The following is a 16,551-nucleotide window of genomic DNA, read 5'->3' as shown; positions in this document are numbered from 1 at the left end:
GAGGTGGCGGCGTTCCAGGCGGACCGGAGCCCGCCACCTCGGCGAGGCGGTTCAGGATTCCAGCGCGGCGCGCAGGTAGCGCAGGTCCCCCGGGCCGGTCCAGCGGTGCGCCGACAGGCCGGCCACGCGGGCGCCGGAGACATTCCGATCCTCGTCGTCGACGAAGAGCACCCGCGCCGGCGGGGTCTCCAGCGCCGCGCAGGCTGCCTGGAAGTACTCCTTGGCCGGCTTGTTCACCCCGACGGCCGAGGAGTTCACCACCGCGTCGAACTCGTCGGTCAGACCGAGCGTCGCCAGGTCGACGTCGAGCAGGTCGGTGGCGTTGGTGCCCAGCCCCACCCGTACGCCGGCCGCCCGCACCGCACGGATGAAAGCGAGCACGTCCGGGTCGACCTCGCCCCGGTAACGCTGCCACTCCTCCACCGCCGCGCGGGCCCGGACCGGGTCGCCCAGCGAGGGGGTGAGTGCGTCGGCCACGCTGCTCATCCACTGCGCGTGGCTGACCTGGCCGGTGAGCACCGGCTGGAGCAGACCCCACGACATGGCTATCTCGCCCAGTACGCCCTCGGTGAGCCCGTACTCCCGCTCGACGGCGGCGGCCACCGCCGGATCCCAGCGGCGCAGCACGCCGTCGAAGTCCACCAGCAGCGCGGTCGCGCGTTCCCGACTCACTCGTTCTTCTCCTGCCCGTCGTCGTCGGCCCGGTTGAGCCGTTGGCTGATCACTTGGGTGACCCCGCTGCGCATGGTCACGCCGTACAGCGCGTCGGCGATCTCCATGGTCCGCTTCTGGTGGGTGATCACGATGAGCTGGCTCTTCTCCCGCAACTGCGCCAGGAGTGTGATCAGCCGGCCCAGGTTCACGTCGTCGAGGGCCGCCTCCACCTCGTCCATGATGTAGAACGGGCTGGGCCGGGCCCGGAAGATCGCCACCAGCATGGCCACCGCGGTCAGCGACCGCTCCCCACCGGAGAGCAGCGACAGCCGCTTGATCTTCTTGCCGGGCGGCCGGGCCTCCACCTCCACGCCGGTGGTGAGCAGGTCCTCTGGGTCGGTGAGCACCAGACGGCCCTCGCCACCGGGGAAGAGCACGGTGAAGACCTGCTCGAACTCCCGCGCCGTGTCCTCGAACGCGCTGGCGAAGACCTCCAGGATCCGGTCGTCGACGTCCTTGACCACGGTGAGCAGGTCCCGGCGGGTGGCCTTCAGGTCCTCCAGCTGCTCGGAGAGGAACTTGTAACGCTCCTCCAGCGCGGCGAACTCCTCCAGCGCGAGCGGGTTGACCTTGCCGAGCAGGGCCAGCTCCCGTTCCGCCTTGGCGGCCCGCTTCTCCTGCACCGGCCGCTCGTAGCGGACCGGCTCGGGCACCGGGCTGTTCTCCTTCTCGGCCGCCGCCACGTCCGCGTCGGTGGGCGGGACGAGCTGGTCCGGGCCGTACTCGGCGATCAACGTCGCCACGTCGAGGCCGAAGTCCTCGGCGGCCTTGGCCTCCAACTGCTCGATGCGCAGTCGCTGCTCGGCACGGGCCACCTCGTCCCGGTGCACCTGGCTGGTCAGCCGGTCCAGCTCGGCGCCGAGCCGCTTGGCCGCGCCGCGTACCTCGGACAGCTCGGCCTCACGGGCGGCGCGCTCGCGGGCCACGGCGTCGCGGTGCTCCTCGGCGCGGGCGATGGAGACGGTGAGCCGGGTCAGCGCCTCGCGGGCGCCGCCCACCACGGCCCGGGCGATCTCCGCGCCGCGGGTGCGGGCCGCCCGGCGGGCCGCCGCGCGTTCCCGCGCGGCCCGCTCGGCGTTCGCCTGCCGGGCCAGGGAGTCGGCCCGGCCGGCGATCGAGGAGACCCGCTCCTCGGCGGTACGCACCGCGAGCCGGACCTCCATCTCGTTCTGCCGGGCCTGCGGCACCATCGCGGCGAGTTGGTCGCGCTCCTCGGTGGACGGTTCCGCGTCGACCGGGGTGGCCTCGGCCAGCCGCAGCCGCTCCTCCAGCTCGGCGAGCGCCTGAAGGTCACGTTCCCGGGCCGCCTCGGCGCGGGCCCGGGACTCGCCGAGCCGGTCGGTCTCCGCCCTGGCCGACCGGGCCGCCGCGCCCAGTTCGGCCAGCCGGCGGGCGGCGGCGTTACGGTGGCTCTCCGCCTCACGCTTGGCGGCGGCGGCGTGCTGTACGGCCTCCTTCGCCGCGGCCACCTCGGCGCGCGCCTCGACCAGTTGCTCGCGCAGTTCGGCGCTGCTCCGCTCGGCGGCGGACCGGTTGGCCCGGGCCTCCTCGACGGCCGCCTGCACCTCGATGAAGCTGGGTGCCTTGGCCGACCCGCCGGCCGCCGCGTACGCCCCGACGATGTCACCCTCCGGCGTGACCGCGCGCAGCTCCGGGTTGCCGGCGACCAGTTCGGCCGCGGCGGCGAGGTCGTCGACCAGCGCCACGTCGCGCAGCGCCCGGTACACCGCCGGCCGGATCTCGGCCGAGCACTCCACCAGGTCGGGCGCCCAGCGGGCGCCGTCGGGCAGCTTCGGGCGCAGCGCGTCGGCCGGGCCGTCCATGCCCGGGCCGGCGGGGCTGCCGACCAGCAGGCCGGCCCGGCCGGCGTCGGAGATCTTGAGCAGGCGCATCGCCTCGACGGCCTCGTCCACGCCGCTGACCGCGACCGCGTCGGCGAGCCCGCCGAGCGCGGCGGCGAGCGCCGCCTCGTGGCCGGGCGCGACGGTGAGCAGCCCGGCGAGGCTGCCGAGCAGGCCGGGCACCTGGTCGGCGCGGGCCAGCAGCGCCCCGGCGCCGTCCTTGCGGCGCAGGCCGAGGGCCAGCGCCTCCTCGCGGGCCTTCCAGGTGGCCGCGTCCTTCTCGGCGGCGCGCTCGGCGTCGGCGAGGCTACGGACGGCCGCCTGCGCCTGCTCGTGGACGGCGACCGCCTCGGCGTGCCGGGCGTCCAGGTCGGCGTTGTCCCGGTCCGCCTCGGTGGACTGCTCGGCGACCGCGTCCAGCTCGGCCTGCGCCTTCTCGGCCCGGGCCAGCGCGTCGGCGTGTGCGGTGGCGAGCCGGTCGATCTCCTCGCCGGCGCTGGTGGTCCGGGCCCGGGCCGAGTTGACCTGGCCGGTCAGCCGGGCCAACCCCTCCCGCCGGTCGGCGATGGCCTTGGCGGCGGCGACCAGTTCCCGCTCGGCGGCGGCGAGCTGCCGCTCCAGCTCCTGCCGGTGCTCGACCGCCTCGGCCAGCCGGATCTGGTCCTCGGTGAGCGCCGCGCGCAGCTCCTCCTCCTGCTCGCGGACCCGCCGCGACTCGGCCTCCAGCTGGTCGGGGTCGCGGCCGGGGCGCTCGTCGTCGGGCGTGGCGCTGAGGTGGCGCAACCGTTCCCGGGCGAGCTGCTCGATGGACCGGAAGCGCTCCTGGAGCGCGGAGAGCTTGTACCAGGTGTCCTGGGCGGCGGCGAGCAGCGGGGCGTCCTCGGCGAGCGCGGCCTCCAGCTCGCCGAGGCGGGCCTGCACCTCGGTGTGTTCCGCCTCGATCTGTTCCCGCCGCTCGCGCAGCGCGGTCTCGTCGGCGATCTCCTTGTCCAGCGTGGTCCGCAGGGTGTGCAGATCGTCGGCGAGCAGCCGCAGCCGGGCGTCGCGCAGGTTGGCCTGGATGGCGGCGGCGCGGCGGGCCACCTCGGCCTGCCGGCCCAGCGGCTTGAGCTGGCGGCGCAGCTCGGCGGTGAGGTCGGTGAGCCGGTTGAGGTTGGTCTGCATCGCGTCGAGCTTCCGCAGCGCCTTCTCCTTGCGCTTGCGGTGCTTGAGGACGCCGGCCGCCTCCTCGATGAACGCCCGCCGGTCCTCCGGCTTGGCGTGCAGCATGCCGTCGAGCCGGCCCTGGCCGACGATGATGTGCATCTCCCGGCCGATGCCGGAGTCCGACAGCAACTCCTGGATGTCCAGCAGCCGGCAGGAGTCGCCGTTGATCTCGTACTCGCTCTCGCCGGAGCGGAACATCCGGCGGGTGATGGAGACCTCGGTGTACTCGATCGGCAGCGCGCCGTCGGTGTTGTCGATGGTGAGGGTGACCTCGGCCCGGCCCAGCGGCGCCCGCCCGGCGGTGCCGGCGAAGATGACGTCCTCCATCTTGCCGCCGCGTAGCGCCTTGGCCCCCTGCTCGCCGAGCACCCAGGCGATGGCGTCGACGACGTTGGACTTGCCGGAGCCGTTCGGGCCGACCACGCAGGTGATCCCCGGCTCCAGCTTGAGCGTCGTCGCGGAGGCGAAGGACTTGAAGCCCTTCACCGTCAGGCTCTTGAGATGCACCTTCTCGATCCTCGTCCGGTGGCCGCCGTACCGTCGCCGGCTGCGCGGACCTGGTTGACCCGCAGACTAACCCGGGGCCGGGGAGACTACGGCAAGCGACCCACCGTGGGGGCCGTCGTGTCCGGTTTCGGCGCGCCCGGGAGAGAGTGCCGAAAACCACAAGATCTTATTCGCGGCCCGGTCGCCGCCGCGCAATTCCGGGCTCACCCGATCGGAAGATACGGCGCGAAAACAATAGGCGTACGCACAAAGCGGCGCGCCGGCACGTGGGTGTCGGCGCGCTTTTTCGTGTGGTGCGATTCAGTTTTCCGACAACCGAAGATCAGGTCAACGCGGGCTCGGCCAGCCGGAGGAGGTCGTCAGCCTCCGCCGCTGCCGCCGCCAGCCGATCATTGTCGGCGCGCAGACGCGTGATCTCGAACTCCAGTGCCTGAACCCTGGCACGCAGCCGGGTGACCTCGTCGAGCAGGCGCCGGTCGGGCGCTGCACCAACGTGGCCGTAGAGGGCCTTCGCCATGCTGACTCCTTGATATGCGCTGCCGGAAAGGCCGGCCAACGCGCGCCCATCATGTTCGCGGCTGCCATCCCAGCAGAATGCGGGCATGACTGGGCGCGACTGGCGACACCTATATATTGAGCCGCAAACCCCTCCTTCGTCAAGTTCCCGCAGGCCGTAGATCATCTCCACGTCGACCTGTCCACTTGTCGGGGGCTGCCGTGAGGCGCGGACACGCTCTGTCCGGACCAGATAACTGTACGCCCCGGAATACGTGAACACCCCGCCCTCTCCGTCGACTTCCCCTTAACTCTTTCTTAGCCACGTTGCCGCAGCTCGCGGCGCCACCTAGCGTCAGGCCGGCCGACAACCGACCCGTGGAGGGGACAGGCGTGTACCGCTGGACCGACCCGATCGAACCGGATGGCTCTGCCCGGCACCCGCAGCCGCCGGCCGCCGACGGGCCGGCCTGGCTCACCGACCGGCCGGAGCCGCGGTCGACGTACCTCTTCGGGGACGAGCCGGAGCAGGCGACCGCGGGCTGGGTCGACACCCCGACCGAAGCCTGGCGGACCGACGCCCCGGACGGCACCTGGCGGACCGACCCCGCAGACAGCGGCTGGCCGGCGGAGGAGCAGTTCACCGTCGCCCGGCGTCCGGCCGCCGACGGCCCGTCCGGCGAGCCGGGGCGGCACCGGCAGCCGCGCCGCTTCCCGCGTCCCCTGCTGGCCGGCGCGGCCGCCGCCGCGGCGACGCTGGTGGCCACCCTGGGCGTGGCCGCCCTGGCGCTGCCCGGCGACGGCCAGCAGACCGAGTCGACCGTGGCCGACGACGCGGTGGCCGCCGCTCCGGTCGCGCCGGACACCGGCGCCGCCGTCCCCGGCGACGCCCTCGCCCCCGCCTCGCCGACCGGCTCGCCCAGTGCCGCCCCGACCAGCGCCCGGCCGAGCCCGACCCGGACGGCCACGCCGCAGTCGAGCCGGACCACCGCCCCCTCCCGCCAACTCCAGCGCACCACCGCGCCGAGCCCCGCCGCCACCCGGGCCACCTCGACCAACGGGCTGAGCGCCGAGCTACAGCAGGTCGTCGACCTGGTCAACGCGGAACGGGCCAAGGCCGGCTGCAAGGCGGTGACCGTCAACGACAAGCTGACGCTGGCCGCCCAGCGGCACAGCCAGGACCAGGCCGATCACAAGACGATGACGCACGACGGCAGCGACGGCAGCGACGCCGGCGAGCGGCTCGACCGGGTCGGCTACGCCTGGCGGGCGTACGGGGAGAACGTGGCCTGGAACCAGCAGAGCCCGGCCGCCGTCATGGACGCCTGGATGAACAGCTCGGGCCACCGCGCCAACATCCTGAACTGCTCGTTCACCCAGATCGGGGTGGGCGTGGCGCGGAGCAACGGGCCGTACTGGACGCAGGACTTCGGCACCCCACGCTGAGCGGGCACCCCGGCGCGGTCCGCTGCCGCGTCGTGACCGGGTCCGCGCTCGTTTGACCGGGTGAGGTACGCCGTGCCGCACGGCTGGCACGCCCCGGGTCGGCTCGGCGTACCGGCAGGGGCGGCGGCATGCCGCCCGCGACCCGGGAGCTGTCGATGCGGATGCGGCCGGCCTGGCCCGTACCGCGCGGTCGGTCGGTCCGCGTCCTGCCACGCGGACTGCGCCGCAGCGCGGCGGCACTGGTGACGGTGCTGCTGCTCGCCCCGGTGTCCGGCTGCCAGACCCCGATCGTGGCACCCGGGGCGCCCACCCGGTGGCCGGCCGACCGGGCCAACCGATGGCAGTGGCAGTGGCAGCTCGCCGGCCCGCTGGACGTCACGGTCGACGCCGACGTGTTCCTGCTCGATCCGGTCGGCACCACCTCCACCGAGACCGCCGCGCTACGGGACCGCAACCGCCGCCTCGTCTGCCAGGTACGGGTCGGGACGTACGCCTCCACCGACCCGGACGCGAGCCGCTTCCCGGCGGAGGTACGCGGCGCGGCGGTGCCGGGCCGGCCGGGCAGCCAGTGGCTGGATGTACGCCGATGGGGCGCGCTGGAGCCGATACTCGCCGACCGGTTCCGACTGTGCCGGGGCAAGGGCTTCGGCGCGGTGGCGGTCGACGACGCCGACGGCTACCGGCACCGCACCGGATTCTCGCTCGACTTCGACGACCAACTGCTGTTCAACCGTCGGCTGGCCGCCCTGGCCCGCCGGCTCGACCTCTCGCCCGGGCTGGTCGACGACGTGCCGCAGGTGGCCGCGCTCGCGCCCGACTTCGACTTCGCCGTCAACCAGGAGTGCGTACGCCGGCGGGAGTGCGCCAAACTGCTGCCTTTCGCCGACGCGCACAAGCCGGTCTTCCACGTGGAGTACACGGGTGACCCGGCCGCCTTCTGCGTCACCACCGTCGGCTACGGCTTCGCCTCCATGCTCAAGGCCCGCACCCTGGACGCCTGGCGCACCCCCTGCCCCCGCCCCTGACCGGCTCCCTCCCCTCCCCTCGGCATTGATCATGAAGTTGTTGCCCCCGGCACGGAGCGGAGGGCAACAACTTCATGATCAGCTGGGCGGCGGGCGGTTAGTGGGCGCCGACGAGTTCCGGGGTGGGGACGGCCGGCTCGGCGGGCGGGGTGGCCGGTCGGGCGCGCAGGAAGCGGGGGGCCCACCAGTTGGCGTCGCCCAGCAGGGTCATCAGGGACGGCAGGACCACGGCCCGAATGATCGTGGCGTCCAGCAGGATCGCTGCGGCCAGCCCGATGCCGAGCTGCTTCATGTCGATGGTGCTCAGCGTCGCGAAGATCGAGAAGACCCCGACCATGACGATCGCCGCGCTGGTCACCACGCCCGCCGACGAGGTGATCCCGTACGCCACCGCGTCCCGGTTGGACAGGCCGCCGAGGACGCCCTCACGGATCCGGCTGACCACGAAGACGTGGTAGTCCATGGAGAGCCCGAAGAGCACCACGAAGAGGAACAGCGGCAGCCAGGTGACGATCGCGCCCATCGAGGTGAAGCCGAGTGGTCCGGCCGCCCAGTCACCCTGGAAGACCAGCACCAGCAGGCCGTACGCGGCCCCGGCGGAGAGCAGGTTCAACAGGATCGAGGTGAGCGCGACCACCACCGATCGGAACGTCCAGGCCATCACCAGGAAGGTCAGCGCCAGCACGAAGGCGACCACGATCGGCAGCTTCTCCCGGATGTGCTGGGCGTAGTCCTCGTTGGCGGCCACGGCGCCGCCGACCGCGTACTCGATCCCGGGGATGCCGCGCAGCGCGGCCGGAGCCAGATCCTCGCGCAGCTTGTGCAGGGACCGGGTGGCCTCGTCGGTGCGGCTGGCGTACGGGGTGGCCACCTCCAGCACCGACACCCGGTGGTCGGCCGACACCTCGATCTTCGCGCCGTCCCCCTCGGCCGGCGCGAAGAGCGGTTCGGCGGCGGCCCGCCCGGCCAGGTCGGTCAACGCCGCGTGCACCCGGTCGGCCTGCCCGGCCGGCGCCCGCACCGCCACAACGTGGTTGGTGCCGTTGCTCGGGAAGGCCGCGGTGAGCCGGTCGTACGCCTGCATGGCCGGCGTGGTGCGCGGCACGTCCTCCATGCCGGGGAACTTCATCTTCATGCCCAGCGCCGGGGCGGCCAGGGCGAGCAGCAGCCCGACCGAGACGATCAGGGTGGTCCGCGGCGCCCGCAGCGCGGGCCGCAGCACGGCCGGCCAGAACCGGGGCCGGGCCGGCTGGCCGTGCCGGCCGGTACGCGGGGCGGTGAGCCGCCACAGCAGCGGCACCCGGGGCCGGTCGACCCAGCGGCCGAGCTTGGCGAGCAGCGCCGGCAGCACGGTCAGCGAGCCGATCACCGCGACCGCGACCACCAGGATCGAGCCCACGGCGAGCGAGGAGAAGATGGCGTCCTGGGCGAGCAGCAGCCCGGCCATCGAGATGATCACGGCGGTGCCGGAGACCACCACGGCGTGCCCGGAGGTCTCCGCCGCGATCTCCACCGCGTCGAGCCCGGACCGCCCCTTCGCCCGTTCCTCACGCTCCCGACGGACGTAGAACAGTGAGTAGTCGACGCCGACCGCCATGCCGATCAGCAGGATCACGCTGGCCGTGGTGTCGTTGGCCGGCACCAGGTGCGAGGCCAGGGTGGAGAGCCCCATGGCCGCGGCCACCGAGGAGAGCGCGAGCAGCACCGGCACGCCGGCCGCGATCAACGCGCCGAACGCGATGATCAGGATGGCCAGGGTGACCGGCAGGCTGAGCAGCTCCGCCCGCTGGAAGTCCTTCCCGAGCGTGTCGTCGAGCGCCTTGTTGATCGAGGGCCCGCCGACCTCCTCGATCCGTAGCGCCGGATGCGCCTCCTGCACCTTGGCGGTGGTGTCCCGCAGCGGCTGCACCCGGTCCGACGCGGTCTCCGGGTCGCCGGACATGGTGACCGACAGCAGCAACGCGCTGCCGTCCCGGGACGGCAGCGGGGCACCCACCGAGGCGACCCCGTCGACCTGCCGCAGCCGGGCCGCCGCGTCGTCGGCCGCGACCTTCGCCGCGGCCTGGTCGAGCGCTCCCGAACGGGACGTGATCAACACGTTCTCCGTCGCCGGCTCGTGGAAGCCGCCACTGTCGACGATCGCTTCGGACCGCCCCACCTCGCCGATCGACTGGTCGGCGGAGCTCGCCTCGTTCAGCCCCGCGGCGTTGCCGCCGACGAAGCACACCGCCACGAACACCACCCACAGCGCGATGGCCCGCCACGGATGCTCCGCACTCCACCGTGCCAGTCGCACCGTCACCGGTCGCCTGCCCATACCCGGGTTCCCCCTCCACACGTCGGCCCCGTGCCGACGGTGCTGACGCTAGGGAGCGGGCGACGCCCGCACATCCGGGGACGGCCCCGGCTCGTCCCCGAGCCGACCGGTCCCGCCCGGTCGGCCCGGACCGGCTCAACCAACCGGACAGAAGGGGACTTTCAGGGTACGACCGGGGGACGCGCCCCAAGCCGCCCGATGCAGCACACCGGCGCAACCCCGAGACGGCTCCGGGTCATCCCCGGAGAGCACCCCGGGGGCGGGGTTGGCAGCGCGGGCAACTGTACGACGAACGGTTCATGAACGCCTCGCGACGGATCGGCGCACCACACCGCGGGCAGGGTTCCCCCTCCCGGCCGTACGCGTTGAGCGACCGGTCGAAGTAGCCGCTCTCGCCGTTGACGTCGACGTACAGCTCGTCGAAGCTGGTGCCGCCCTGTTTGATCGCCTCGCCGAGCACGTCCCGGACGTGCCCGAGCAGCCGCCCGACCGCCGGGCCGGTGAGCGCGTCGGTCGGCCGGGCACCGTGCAGCTTCGCCCGCCACAGCGCCTCGTCGGCGTAGATGTTGCCGATCCCGGAGACCAGGGTCTGATCCAGCAACGCCCGCTTCACCTCGGTACGCCGCCGGCGCAACGCGGCCACGAAGCCGGCGTCGGAGAACTCCGGGTCCATCGGGTCCCGGGCGATGTGCGCGATCTCGTGCGGCAGCTCCGCCCCGCCTTCGGACACCGCCAGCCCGCCGAACGTGCGCTGGTCGACGAAGCGCAGCTCCGGGCCGTCGTCGGTGAACCGGAACCGGACCCGCAGGTGCAGTTCGTCGGCCGCTCCGACCGGCTGGAGCAGCAGCTGGCCGGACATGCCGAGATGCCCGACGAGGGCGTCCCCGCTGTCCAGCGGCAGCCACAGGTATTTCCCCCGGCGCCGCACGTCGGTGACGGTCCGCCCGGCCAGCACGTCAGCGAAGTGCTCCCCGCCCGGCTGGTGCCGGCGTACGGCCGGGGGTGGCGCACCTCCACGGAGCTGATCGTCCGGCCGATGACCCACTGGGCCAGGCCCTGCCGGACCGTCTCGACCTCGGGCAGCTCAGGCACGGCCGGCGCCCGCACCGGCCGGGTCGGCCGTGGATCCGCTGCCGGCGTCGCCCGCTGCCGCCTCGGCGGCGTCCCCCGTCAACGCGCCCTGCTCCTGCTCGGCCTGCTCGGTCAGCATCCGCCAGGCCGACTCGGCGGCCCGCTGCTCGGCCTCCTTCTTGCTGCGCCCCTCGGCGCCGCCGTAGCGGTTGCCGGCCACCACCACCCAGGCGGTGAAGGTCTTGAGGTGATCCGGGCCAGTGCCCTCGATGCGGTATTCCGGCACGCCCAGCCCGAGCGCGGCGGTCAGCTCCTGGAGGCTCGTCTTCCAGTCCAGCGCGGCGCCCCGGCCGGCCGACTCGGCCATCAGCGGGTCGAAGAGGCGGTGGATCACGCCGGCCACCGTGTCCAGGCCGTACTGGAGGTAGATCGCGCCGAGCAGCGCCTCCAGGGTGTCGGCCAGGATGCTGGCCTTGTCCCGGCCGCCGGTGGTCTCCTCCCCCTTGCCGAGCAGCAGGTACGCGCCCAGCCCGTGCGGACCGAGGCCGCGCGCCACCTCGGCGAGGGCGCGCATGTTGACCACGCTGGCGCGCAGCTTGGCGAGCTGCCCCTCGGCCAGGTCCGGGTGGTTGTGGAACAGCGCCGTGGTGATCACCACGCCGAGGACCGAGTCGCCCAGGAACTCCAGCCGCTCGTTGGTGGGCAGGCCACCGTTCTCGTACGCGTAGGAACGGTGGGTGAGCGCGCGTTCCAGCAGTTCCGGGTCGAGCGACACCCCGAAGGCCGCCTCCAGGTGGCCGACGGGAGCACGCCGCCGCTTGTCGTTGGTCATGGTGCTACCTCGGTGTCGTTACGGTCAGGTGCGGGATCGTGCGAAAAACCGTCGAGCAGGGTGGAGACGGTGTCGGTGGCGCCACGCCGCCACAGGTGGGCGGCGAGGGCGATGCCGGACGCGACGTCGTCGGGCCGGGCCGCCCCGTGGCAGACGACCACCGTGCCGGAGACGCCGAGCAGGGCCGCGGCGCGCGGGGCACCACCGCTCGCCGGTGGTCCGCCGGCCATCGCGTACGCGCCCTCGATGGCCTTGAGCAGCACGTTACCGGTGAACCCGTCGGTCACCACGACGTCGGCGCGCGCGCCGAGGGAGATGTCGAATCCCTCGACCAGGCCCACGTAGCGACCGTCGCAGGGCAGCGGTACGGCGGCGAGGGCGGGGTCGGCGGCCCGGCGCAGCCGGTCGCCCTTGCCCGCCTCGGTGCCGACGGAGAGCAGCCCGACCCGGGGCGCGGCGACGGTGTGCGCCACGGCGGCGTACGCGGCGCCGAGCACCGCGTGCCGGGTGAGGGTGGCGGGGCCGGACTCCAACGTGCCACCGACGTCGAGCAGGACCACCGGGCCGGCGACGGCGGGCAGGGTGGCCACCAGGGCCGGGCGGCGGATGCCGGCCCACCGGCCGAGGCCGAGCGCGGCGGCGGTGACGGTGGCGCCGGTCGAGCCGGCGGAGACGAGCGCGTCGGCGAGCCCGTCGCGAACGGCGCTGACCGCCGCGCGGACGGTGCTCTCCGCACGCGCGGCGGTGGGATGGTCGGCCATGCCGACAGCGGTCCGCACCGGGCGGACGGTGACCCGGGCACGTTGCTCCGGATCGAGCGCACCGATCAGCCCGCCGGCGACCTCGGTCGGTCCGACGAGCAGCAGGTGCAGGTCAGGGTCGGTTCGCACCGCCCGCAGAGCGCCGTCAACCACGACGGCGGGAGCATCGTCCCCGCCGAGGAGGTCGACGGCGATCCGCGCGGTGCCCGGCTCCATCGGGGCGACGGCCGGGGATCGGCCGACGGTGGAGGGAGCCGGGGCACCGGGCGAGAGCCAGGGGGTGCGCGCCACCCGACCGGTGGTCGGGGACGTCACTCGGCGCCCAGATCAGACGTCGAGGACCTGACGGCCGTTGTAGGTGCCGCAGACCGAGCAGGCGGCGTGCGGCAGCTTGGGCGACTTGCACTGCGGGCAGGCCACGGTCGCGACCGCCGCGGTCTTCCACTGCGCCCGACGGGCCCGGGTGTTGCTGCGCGACATCTTGCGCTTGGGGACGGCCACGGTTCTTACTCCTCTGTACGGGTCAGTTGCGACAGGCCCGCCCAACGCGGGTCGATCTGCTGATGGCTGTGGTCGGCCGGCAGATCGTCCCAGTGCACCCCGCAGTCGGGGCACAAGCCTGGGCAGTCCTCCCGGCAGAGCGGGTTGGTCGGCAGCGCGAGCACCACCGCGTCCCGCAGCGCCGGCTCCAGGTCGATCAGATCGCCCTGCATCCGGCCTACCTCGTCCTCGTCGGTCGTGTCGTCCGTGGTGCTGTTCTCGTACGCGTACAGCTCCTGGATCCGCACGGCCACCGAGTCGTCGATCTGGCGCAGGCAGCGACCGCACTCGCCCTTGACGGGGCCGGTGACGGTCCCGGAGACGAGCACGCCCTCGGACACCGACTCCAACCTCAGGTCGAGGTCGAGGTCCGCGCCCGCCGGCACGCCGATCAACTCCACGCCGAGGTCCTCCGGTGCCGGCACGACCCGCTTGACCGTACGCAACGCGCCAGGCCGACGCGGCAGCTCCCTCGTGTCGAGGACCAGCGGCGACCTGGGGTTGAGTGGGGATGGCGTGTGTTTGGGCATAGTCAGACTCCGGCCGGTGAGAGGCCGACAAAGAAGGTTACCTGGGCGATGGCCGGACCGTCGAACCGGGGCGTCGCTCGCCCCGGCCCGTCGGTGGCCGGCTGTCGGCCGCCGGCCAGGGGCCGCTCAGAAGGGTAGCGGGCGGTCGGCCTCGTCACCGGCGAAGGTGCCGATCTCGCGCAGCGCGTGCATCTTGTCCCGGCCGCGCTCGATCGAGGCGAGCGCCCGGGTGAGGAACTGCTCGAAGTTGGCCAGCGCGGTGTCGACGTAGTCGTCCACCTCGTCGCGGAGGCGCTGCGCCTCGCTGCGGGCCTCGGCGATGATCCGGGCGCCCTCGTGCTCGGCGGAGACCGTGATCTCGTTCACCGAGACCAGGCGGGCGTGTTCCGCCTCACCCTCGCTGATGATCCGGTCGGCCTCGCGCTTGCCGGCCTCCATGATCTTGTCCCGCTCCTCCAGCAGCGCGGCGGCCCGGCGCAGGTCGGCGGGAAGCTCCGCGCGCAGCTCGTCGAGAGCAGCGATCATCTCGCCCCGGTCGACCATGCAGTTGTTGCGCGACATCGGGACGGAGCGGGCCTGCTCCACCATGGCGATCAGTTCGTCGATGCGATCGAGCGGGTCCACCGGTACCTCACTCCTGTCGTTCGTCGGCCGACCTACATGATGCGGCCTGCGCCCGGGTTCGGCGCTGCACACATCATGTCGCGCCCGTACCACCCCGCGCCGACGCACCCCTCCCGGCGCGTCGTGTGCCGCCCGTCCGGTGCCGGGCGGCGCCCGGATCAGGCCCGGGCGTCCGGGTGGAGGCGGGCGACGAGCTGCTCGCGGACCACGTCGGGGACGTGCGCCGAGACGTCGCCACCCCACTTGGCCACGTCCTTGACCAGGCTGGAGGAGAGGAACGAGTAGAGCGGGTTGGTCGGCATGAAGAGCGTCTCCACGCCGGCCAGGCCGATGTTCATCTGGGCCATCTGGAGTTCGTAGTCGAAGTCGCTCACCGCGCGCAGGCCCTTGATCAGCACACTCGCCTGCTGGGCGCGGCAGAAGTCCACCAGCAGTCCGCGGAACGACTCCACCCGCACGTTGTCGTACGACACGGTCACCTTGCGGAGCATGGCGATACGCTCATCGACGCTGAACAGCCCCTGCTTGGACTGGTTGACCAGCACGCCGACGATCACCTCGTCAAAGAGCCGGCTGGCCCGGCCGATGATGTCGAGGTGTCCGTTGGTGACCGGGTCGAAGGAGCCCGGGCAGACCGCACGTCTCATGATCGGCGACCGTACCAAAGAGTGGTCTCGCCGTAACGACGGCTGCGCTCGGGCGTGATGCCCTCCACCCAGGTGACCTGGCCGGTGCGACTGGACCGCTCCAGAATCACCAGGGCGTCCGGGGCCAGCCAGCCGCCGTCGACCAGCGCGGCCAGCATCGCGGTGATCTCCTGGTCGGGTACGGCGTACGGCGGGTCGGCGAAGACCACGTCGTACGGCCCGCCGTCGGGTCCGGCCGCGAGCACGGTGGACACCTTGCCGGTGACCAGGCGGGCGGCCGGGGCGGCCCGCAGCACGGCGATGTTCTCCCGGATCACCCGGGCCGCCCGGGCGTCGGACTCGACCAGCAGCACGTGCTCCGCGCCCCGGGACAGCGCCTCCAGCCCGACCGCGCCGGAGCCGGCGTACAGGTCGGCGAAGCGCGCCCCGTCGAGGTCGAGATCGGCCTGCACCGCGCTGAACAACGCCTCCCGGACCCGGTCGGAGGTGGGCCGGGTGCCGGCGCCGGGCGGCGCGGCGATCCGCCGCCCGCCGAGCGTCCCGGCCACGATCCGGGTCACCGATTGCTCCCGCACATGTCCATGACGCTACGCGACGCCAGGGTCGCCATCCGGGCACCTGGAACCCCAAGCCATACGCGATTACGCAACTACTCTGCGGCCACATAAGGTCACAGATTTACAACGAGATCCTTAGTGAGCGCTGAAGGCCGCCCTGGGCACGCGCATATCGATAAGGTCTGCCGGTGCGGGTGCGGCGTGTGGTTTTCCCCCCCACCTGTCACAGTCTCTGCTTCCCCCAAACAGGAGTAGACGTGAACCGTCTGAACCTCCGGCGTGTCGCGGCGGTCGCTGCCGGCGCGCTGATCGGCCTCACGGGCGTGGCGGTCGTCGCCAGCCCGGCCTTGGCCCACCACACCACCATCAGCGGCAAGGCATGCAAGCTGCCCAACGGTGACCTGCGTGTCAACTGGACCGTAGAAAACAGCGAGTGGGACCTGGCAGGCAAGATCACGTCGGTGTGGACCCCGTCCGGCACCGAGGTCACCAACATCCACACCGATGCCGTTCTCCCTGCTGGCAGCAGGGAGAACGGCAAGACCAAGTACGGCAAGCTCGAAGGCGAGCAGATCGTCCCCAAGGGCCAGGCGGCCCAGCTCAAGGTCAGCGCCGAGTGGGTACGCGGCAAGAACCTGCACAAGAACACCGCGACCGGCACCGCGAAGGCGACGAAGAACTGCGAGTCGCAGCCGCCGGCCTCGCCGGAGCCGTCCCAGTCTCCCGAGCCGTCCCAGTCGCCGGAGCCGTCCCAGTCTCCCGAGCCGTCGGTCGAGCCCTCCGAGTCCGTCGAGCCGACGGTCGAGCCGTCCGAGTCCGTCCAGCCCTCCGAGTCGGCCGAGCCGACCCCCCAGCCGAGCGAGCCGTCCGGCCCGCTGGTGCCGGAGGAGCCCAACGCGCCGGTCTTCGAGATCATCTTCACCTGTGACGAGCTGACCGTGACCGCCGACAACCCGGCTGACGGCGTCGAGGCCACCATCGTCTTCACCTCGGAGAAGGGTGAGACGAAGAAGCTGGAGCTGATCCCGGGCAAGAAGACCGAGGTGACCTTCAAGGCCCACAAGGGTCTGACCATCATCCCGAGCTTCGAGGGCGAGAAGGGCGACCCCGAGGACGCCGTCACCTGGGAGAAGCCGGCCGAGTGCGACGGTGGCGGTCTGCCGGTCACCGGCCCGGCCGCCGGCGTGATCACCGGTGTTGCCGCCGTGCTGCTCGCCGCTGGTGCGGTGTTCTTCGTGATGGCTCGCCGTCGTCGGATCCGCTTCACCGCCTGATCCGCGCTGAACCACTCGCGCTGAACTGAACCGAGGGCGCGTCGACCACCAGGTCGGCGCGCCCTCGGCGTATCCGGTCCGCTAGTCAGCCGCTCTTCCCGGGCCGCTCTGCCGAACGGAGGGATGATCGACTCCACATGCGGCATATCGGTGCCTCTAGGCCG

At 72.8% G+C, this 16,551-nt stretch carries 14 protein-coding genes and 1 pseudogene; 3 read left to right on the top strand and 12 right to left on the bottom strand.

Going from position 1 to position 16,551, the window contains the following annotated elements; all coding sequences use genetic code 11:
- Positions 1-51: 51 nt before the first annotated feature.
- From GA0070604_RS06445 to GA0070604_RS06435, 3 genes are all read right to left on the bottom strand, one after another.
- Positions 52-672: an HAD family hydrolase gene (locus GA0070604_RS06445; protein ID WP_091115703.1), complete on the bottom strand. Its 621-nt coding sequence runs from the start codon at positions 670-672 to the stop codon at positions 52-54.
- Positions 669-4,268: a chromosome segregation protein SMC gene (gene smc, locus GA0070604_RS06440; RefSeq protein WP_091115699.1), complete on the bottom strand. Its 3,600-nt coding sequence runs from the start codon at positions 4,266-4,268 to the stop codon at positions 669-671. The genes GA0070604_RS06445 and smc overlap by 4 nt, the downstream gene beginning before the upstream one ends.
- Before the next feature lie 322 nt (positions 4,269-4,590).
- Positions 4,591-4,785: a hypothetical protein gene (locus GA0070604_RS06435; RefSeq protein ID WP_007456482.1), complete on the bottom strand. Its 195-nt coding sequence runs from the start codon at positions 4,783-4,785 to the stop codon at positions 4,591-4,593.
- A gap of 371 nt (positions 4,786-5,156) precedes the next feature.
- Here GA0070604_RS06435 and GA0070604_RS06430 point away from each other — a divergent pair, with 371 nt between their 5' ends.
- Together GA0070604_RS06430 and GA0070604_RS06425 are read left to right on the top strand one after the other, a co-directional pair.
- Positions 5,157-6,209, top strand: coding sequence for a CAP domain-containing protein (locus tag GA0070604_RS06430; RefSeq protein WP_091115696.1), 1,053 nt, complete (start codon positions 5,157-5,159; stop codon positions 6,207-6,209).
- Between the two features lie 128 nt (positions 6,210-6,337).
- Positions 6,338-7,234 (top strand): endo alpha-1,4 polygalactosaminidase, encoded by an 897-nt coding sequence (locus GA0070604_RS06425; RefSeq protein ID WP_244161773.1) that lies wholly within the window; start codon positions 6,338-6,340, stop codon positions 7,232-7,234.
- A 97-nt stretch (positions 7,235-7,331) separates the two neighbouring features.
- On the opposite strand, the gene GA0070604_RS06420 is transcribed toward GA0070604_RS06425, so the two are convergent.
- The 9 genes and pseudogenes from GA0070604_RS06420 to rsmD all read right to left on the bottom strand — a co-directional run bounded on the left by GA0070604_RS06420 (position 7,332) and on the right by rsmD (position 15,116).
- Entirely contained in the window at positions 7,332-9,551 is a 2,220-nt protein-coding gene (locus GA0070604_RS06420; protein WP_091115692.1) for an MMPL family transporter, read from the bottom strand.
- Between the two features lie 235 nt (positions 9,552-9,786).
- A pseudogene (mutM, locus tag GA0070604_RS06415) lies at positions 9,787-10,643 on the bottom strand (bifunctional DNA-formamidopyrimidine glycosylase/DNA-(apurinic or apyrimidinic site) lyase).
- Positions 10,636-11,454: a ribonuclease III gene (gene rnc / locus GA0070604_RS06410; RefSeq protein ID WP_091115688.1), complete on the bottom strand. Its 819-nt coding sequence runs from the start codon at positions 11,452-11,454 to the stop codon at positions 10,636-10,638. Before rnc ends, mutM begins: the two are co-directional and overlap by 8 nt.
- Positions 11,451-12,431, bottom strand: a complete 981-nt coding sequence (locus GA0070604_RS06405) for a phosphate acyltransferase PlsX (protein WP_091126938.1) — start codon at positions 12,429-12,431, stop codon at positions 11,451-11,453. The genes rnc and GA0070604_RS06405 overlap by 4 nt, the downstream gene beginning before the upstream one ends.
- 111 nt (positions 12,432-12,542) lie before the next feature.
- Positions 12,543-12,716, bottom strand: coding sequence for a 50S ribosomal protein L32 (gene rpmF, locus GA0070604_RS06400; protein WP_091115685.1), 174 nt, complete (start codon positions 12,714-12,716; stop codon positions 12,543-12,545).
- 5 nt (positions 12,717-12,721) lie between these two features.
- Entirely contained in the window at positions 12,722-13,285 is a 564-nt protein-coding gene (locus tag GA0070604_RS06395; protein WP_091115681.1) for a YceD family protein, read from the bottom strand.
- Positions 13,286-13,411: 126 nt separating this feature from the next.
- Entirely contained in the window at positions 13,412-13,909 is a 498-nt protein-coding gene (locus GA0070604_RS06390) for an SPFH domain-containing protein (RefSeq protein ID WP_091115677.1), read from the bottom strand.
- A gap of 158 nt (positions 13,910-14,067) precedes the next feature.
- Complete coding sequence (coaD, locus tag GA0070604_RS06385) at positions 14,068-14,556, bottom strand: pantetheine-phosphate adenylyltransferase (protein WP_091115673.1); 489 nt, start codon at positions 14,554-14,556, stop codon at positions 14,068-14,070.
- Complete coding sequence (gene rsmD / locus GA0070604_RS06380; protein ID WP_091126937.1) at positions 14,553-15,116, bottom strand: 16S rRNA (guanine(966)-N(2))-methyltransferase RsmD; 564 nt, start codon at positions 15,114-15,116, stop codon at positions 14,553-14,555. Before rsmD ends, coaD begins: the two co-directional genes overlap by 4 nt.
- A 254-nt stretch (positions 15,117-15,370) precedes the next feature.
- Here rsmD and GA0070604_RS06375 point away from each other — a divergent pair, with 254 nt between their 5' ends.
- On the top strand, positions 15,371-16,387 hold the full coding sequence (locus GA0070604_RS06375; RefSeq protein WP_091115669.1) for a hypothetical protein: 1,017 nt from the start codon (positions 15,371-15,373) through the stop codon (positions 16,385-16,387).
- Positions 16,388-16,551 lie beyond the last annotated feature (164 nt).

Origin of the sequence: Micromonospora eburnea (genome assembly GCF_900090225.1) — a bacterium.
GTDB classification, from domain to species: domain Bacteria; phylum Actinomycetota; class Actinomycetes; order Mycobacteriales; family Micromonosporaceae; genus Micromonospora; species Micromonospora eburnea.
Note: the sequence above shows the minus strand (reverse complement) of the source record. Positions and strands in the feature narration are given on the sequence as shown.

Bases quoted from the DNA above. Each gene is read 5' to 3' on its own strand.
- GA0070604_RS06435 (WP_007456482.1), bottom strand. From the start codon at position 4,785: ATGGCGAAGGCCCTCTACGGCCACGTTGGTGCAGCGCCCGACCGGCGC.
- GA0070604_RS06425 (WP_244161773.1), top strand. From the start codon at position 6,338: ATGCCGCCCGCGACCCGGGAGCTGTCGATGCGGATGCGGCCGGCCTGG.
- GA0070604_RS06405 (WP_091126938.1), bottom strand. From the start codon at position 12,431: ATGGAGCCGGGCACCGCGCGGATCGCCGTCGACCTCCTCGGCGGGGAC.
- GA0070604_RS06395 (WP_091115681.1), bottom strand. From the start codon at position 13,285: ATGCCCAAACACACGCCATCCCCACTCAACCCCAGGTCGCCGCTGGTC.
- GA0070604_RS06420 (WP_091115692.1), bottom strand. From the start codon at position 9,551: ATGGGCAGGCGACCGGTGACGGTGCGACTGGCACGGTGGAGTGCGGAG.
- coaD (WP_091115673.1), bottom strand. From the start codon at position 14,556: ATGAGACGTGCGGTCTGCCCGGGCTCCTTCGACCCGGTCACCAACGGA.
- rnc (WP_091115688.1), bottom strand. From the start codon at position 11,454: ATGACCAACGACAAGCGGCGGCGTGCTCCCGTCGGCCACCTGGAGGCG.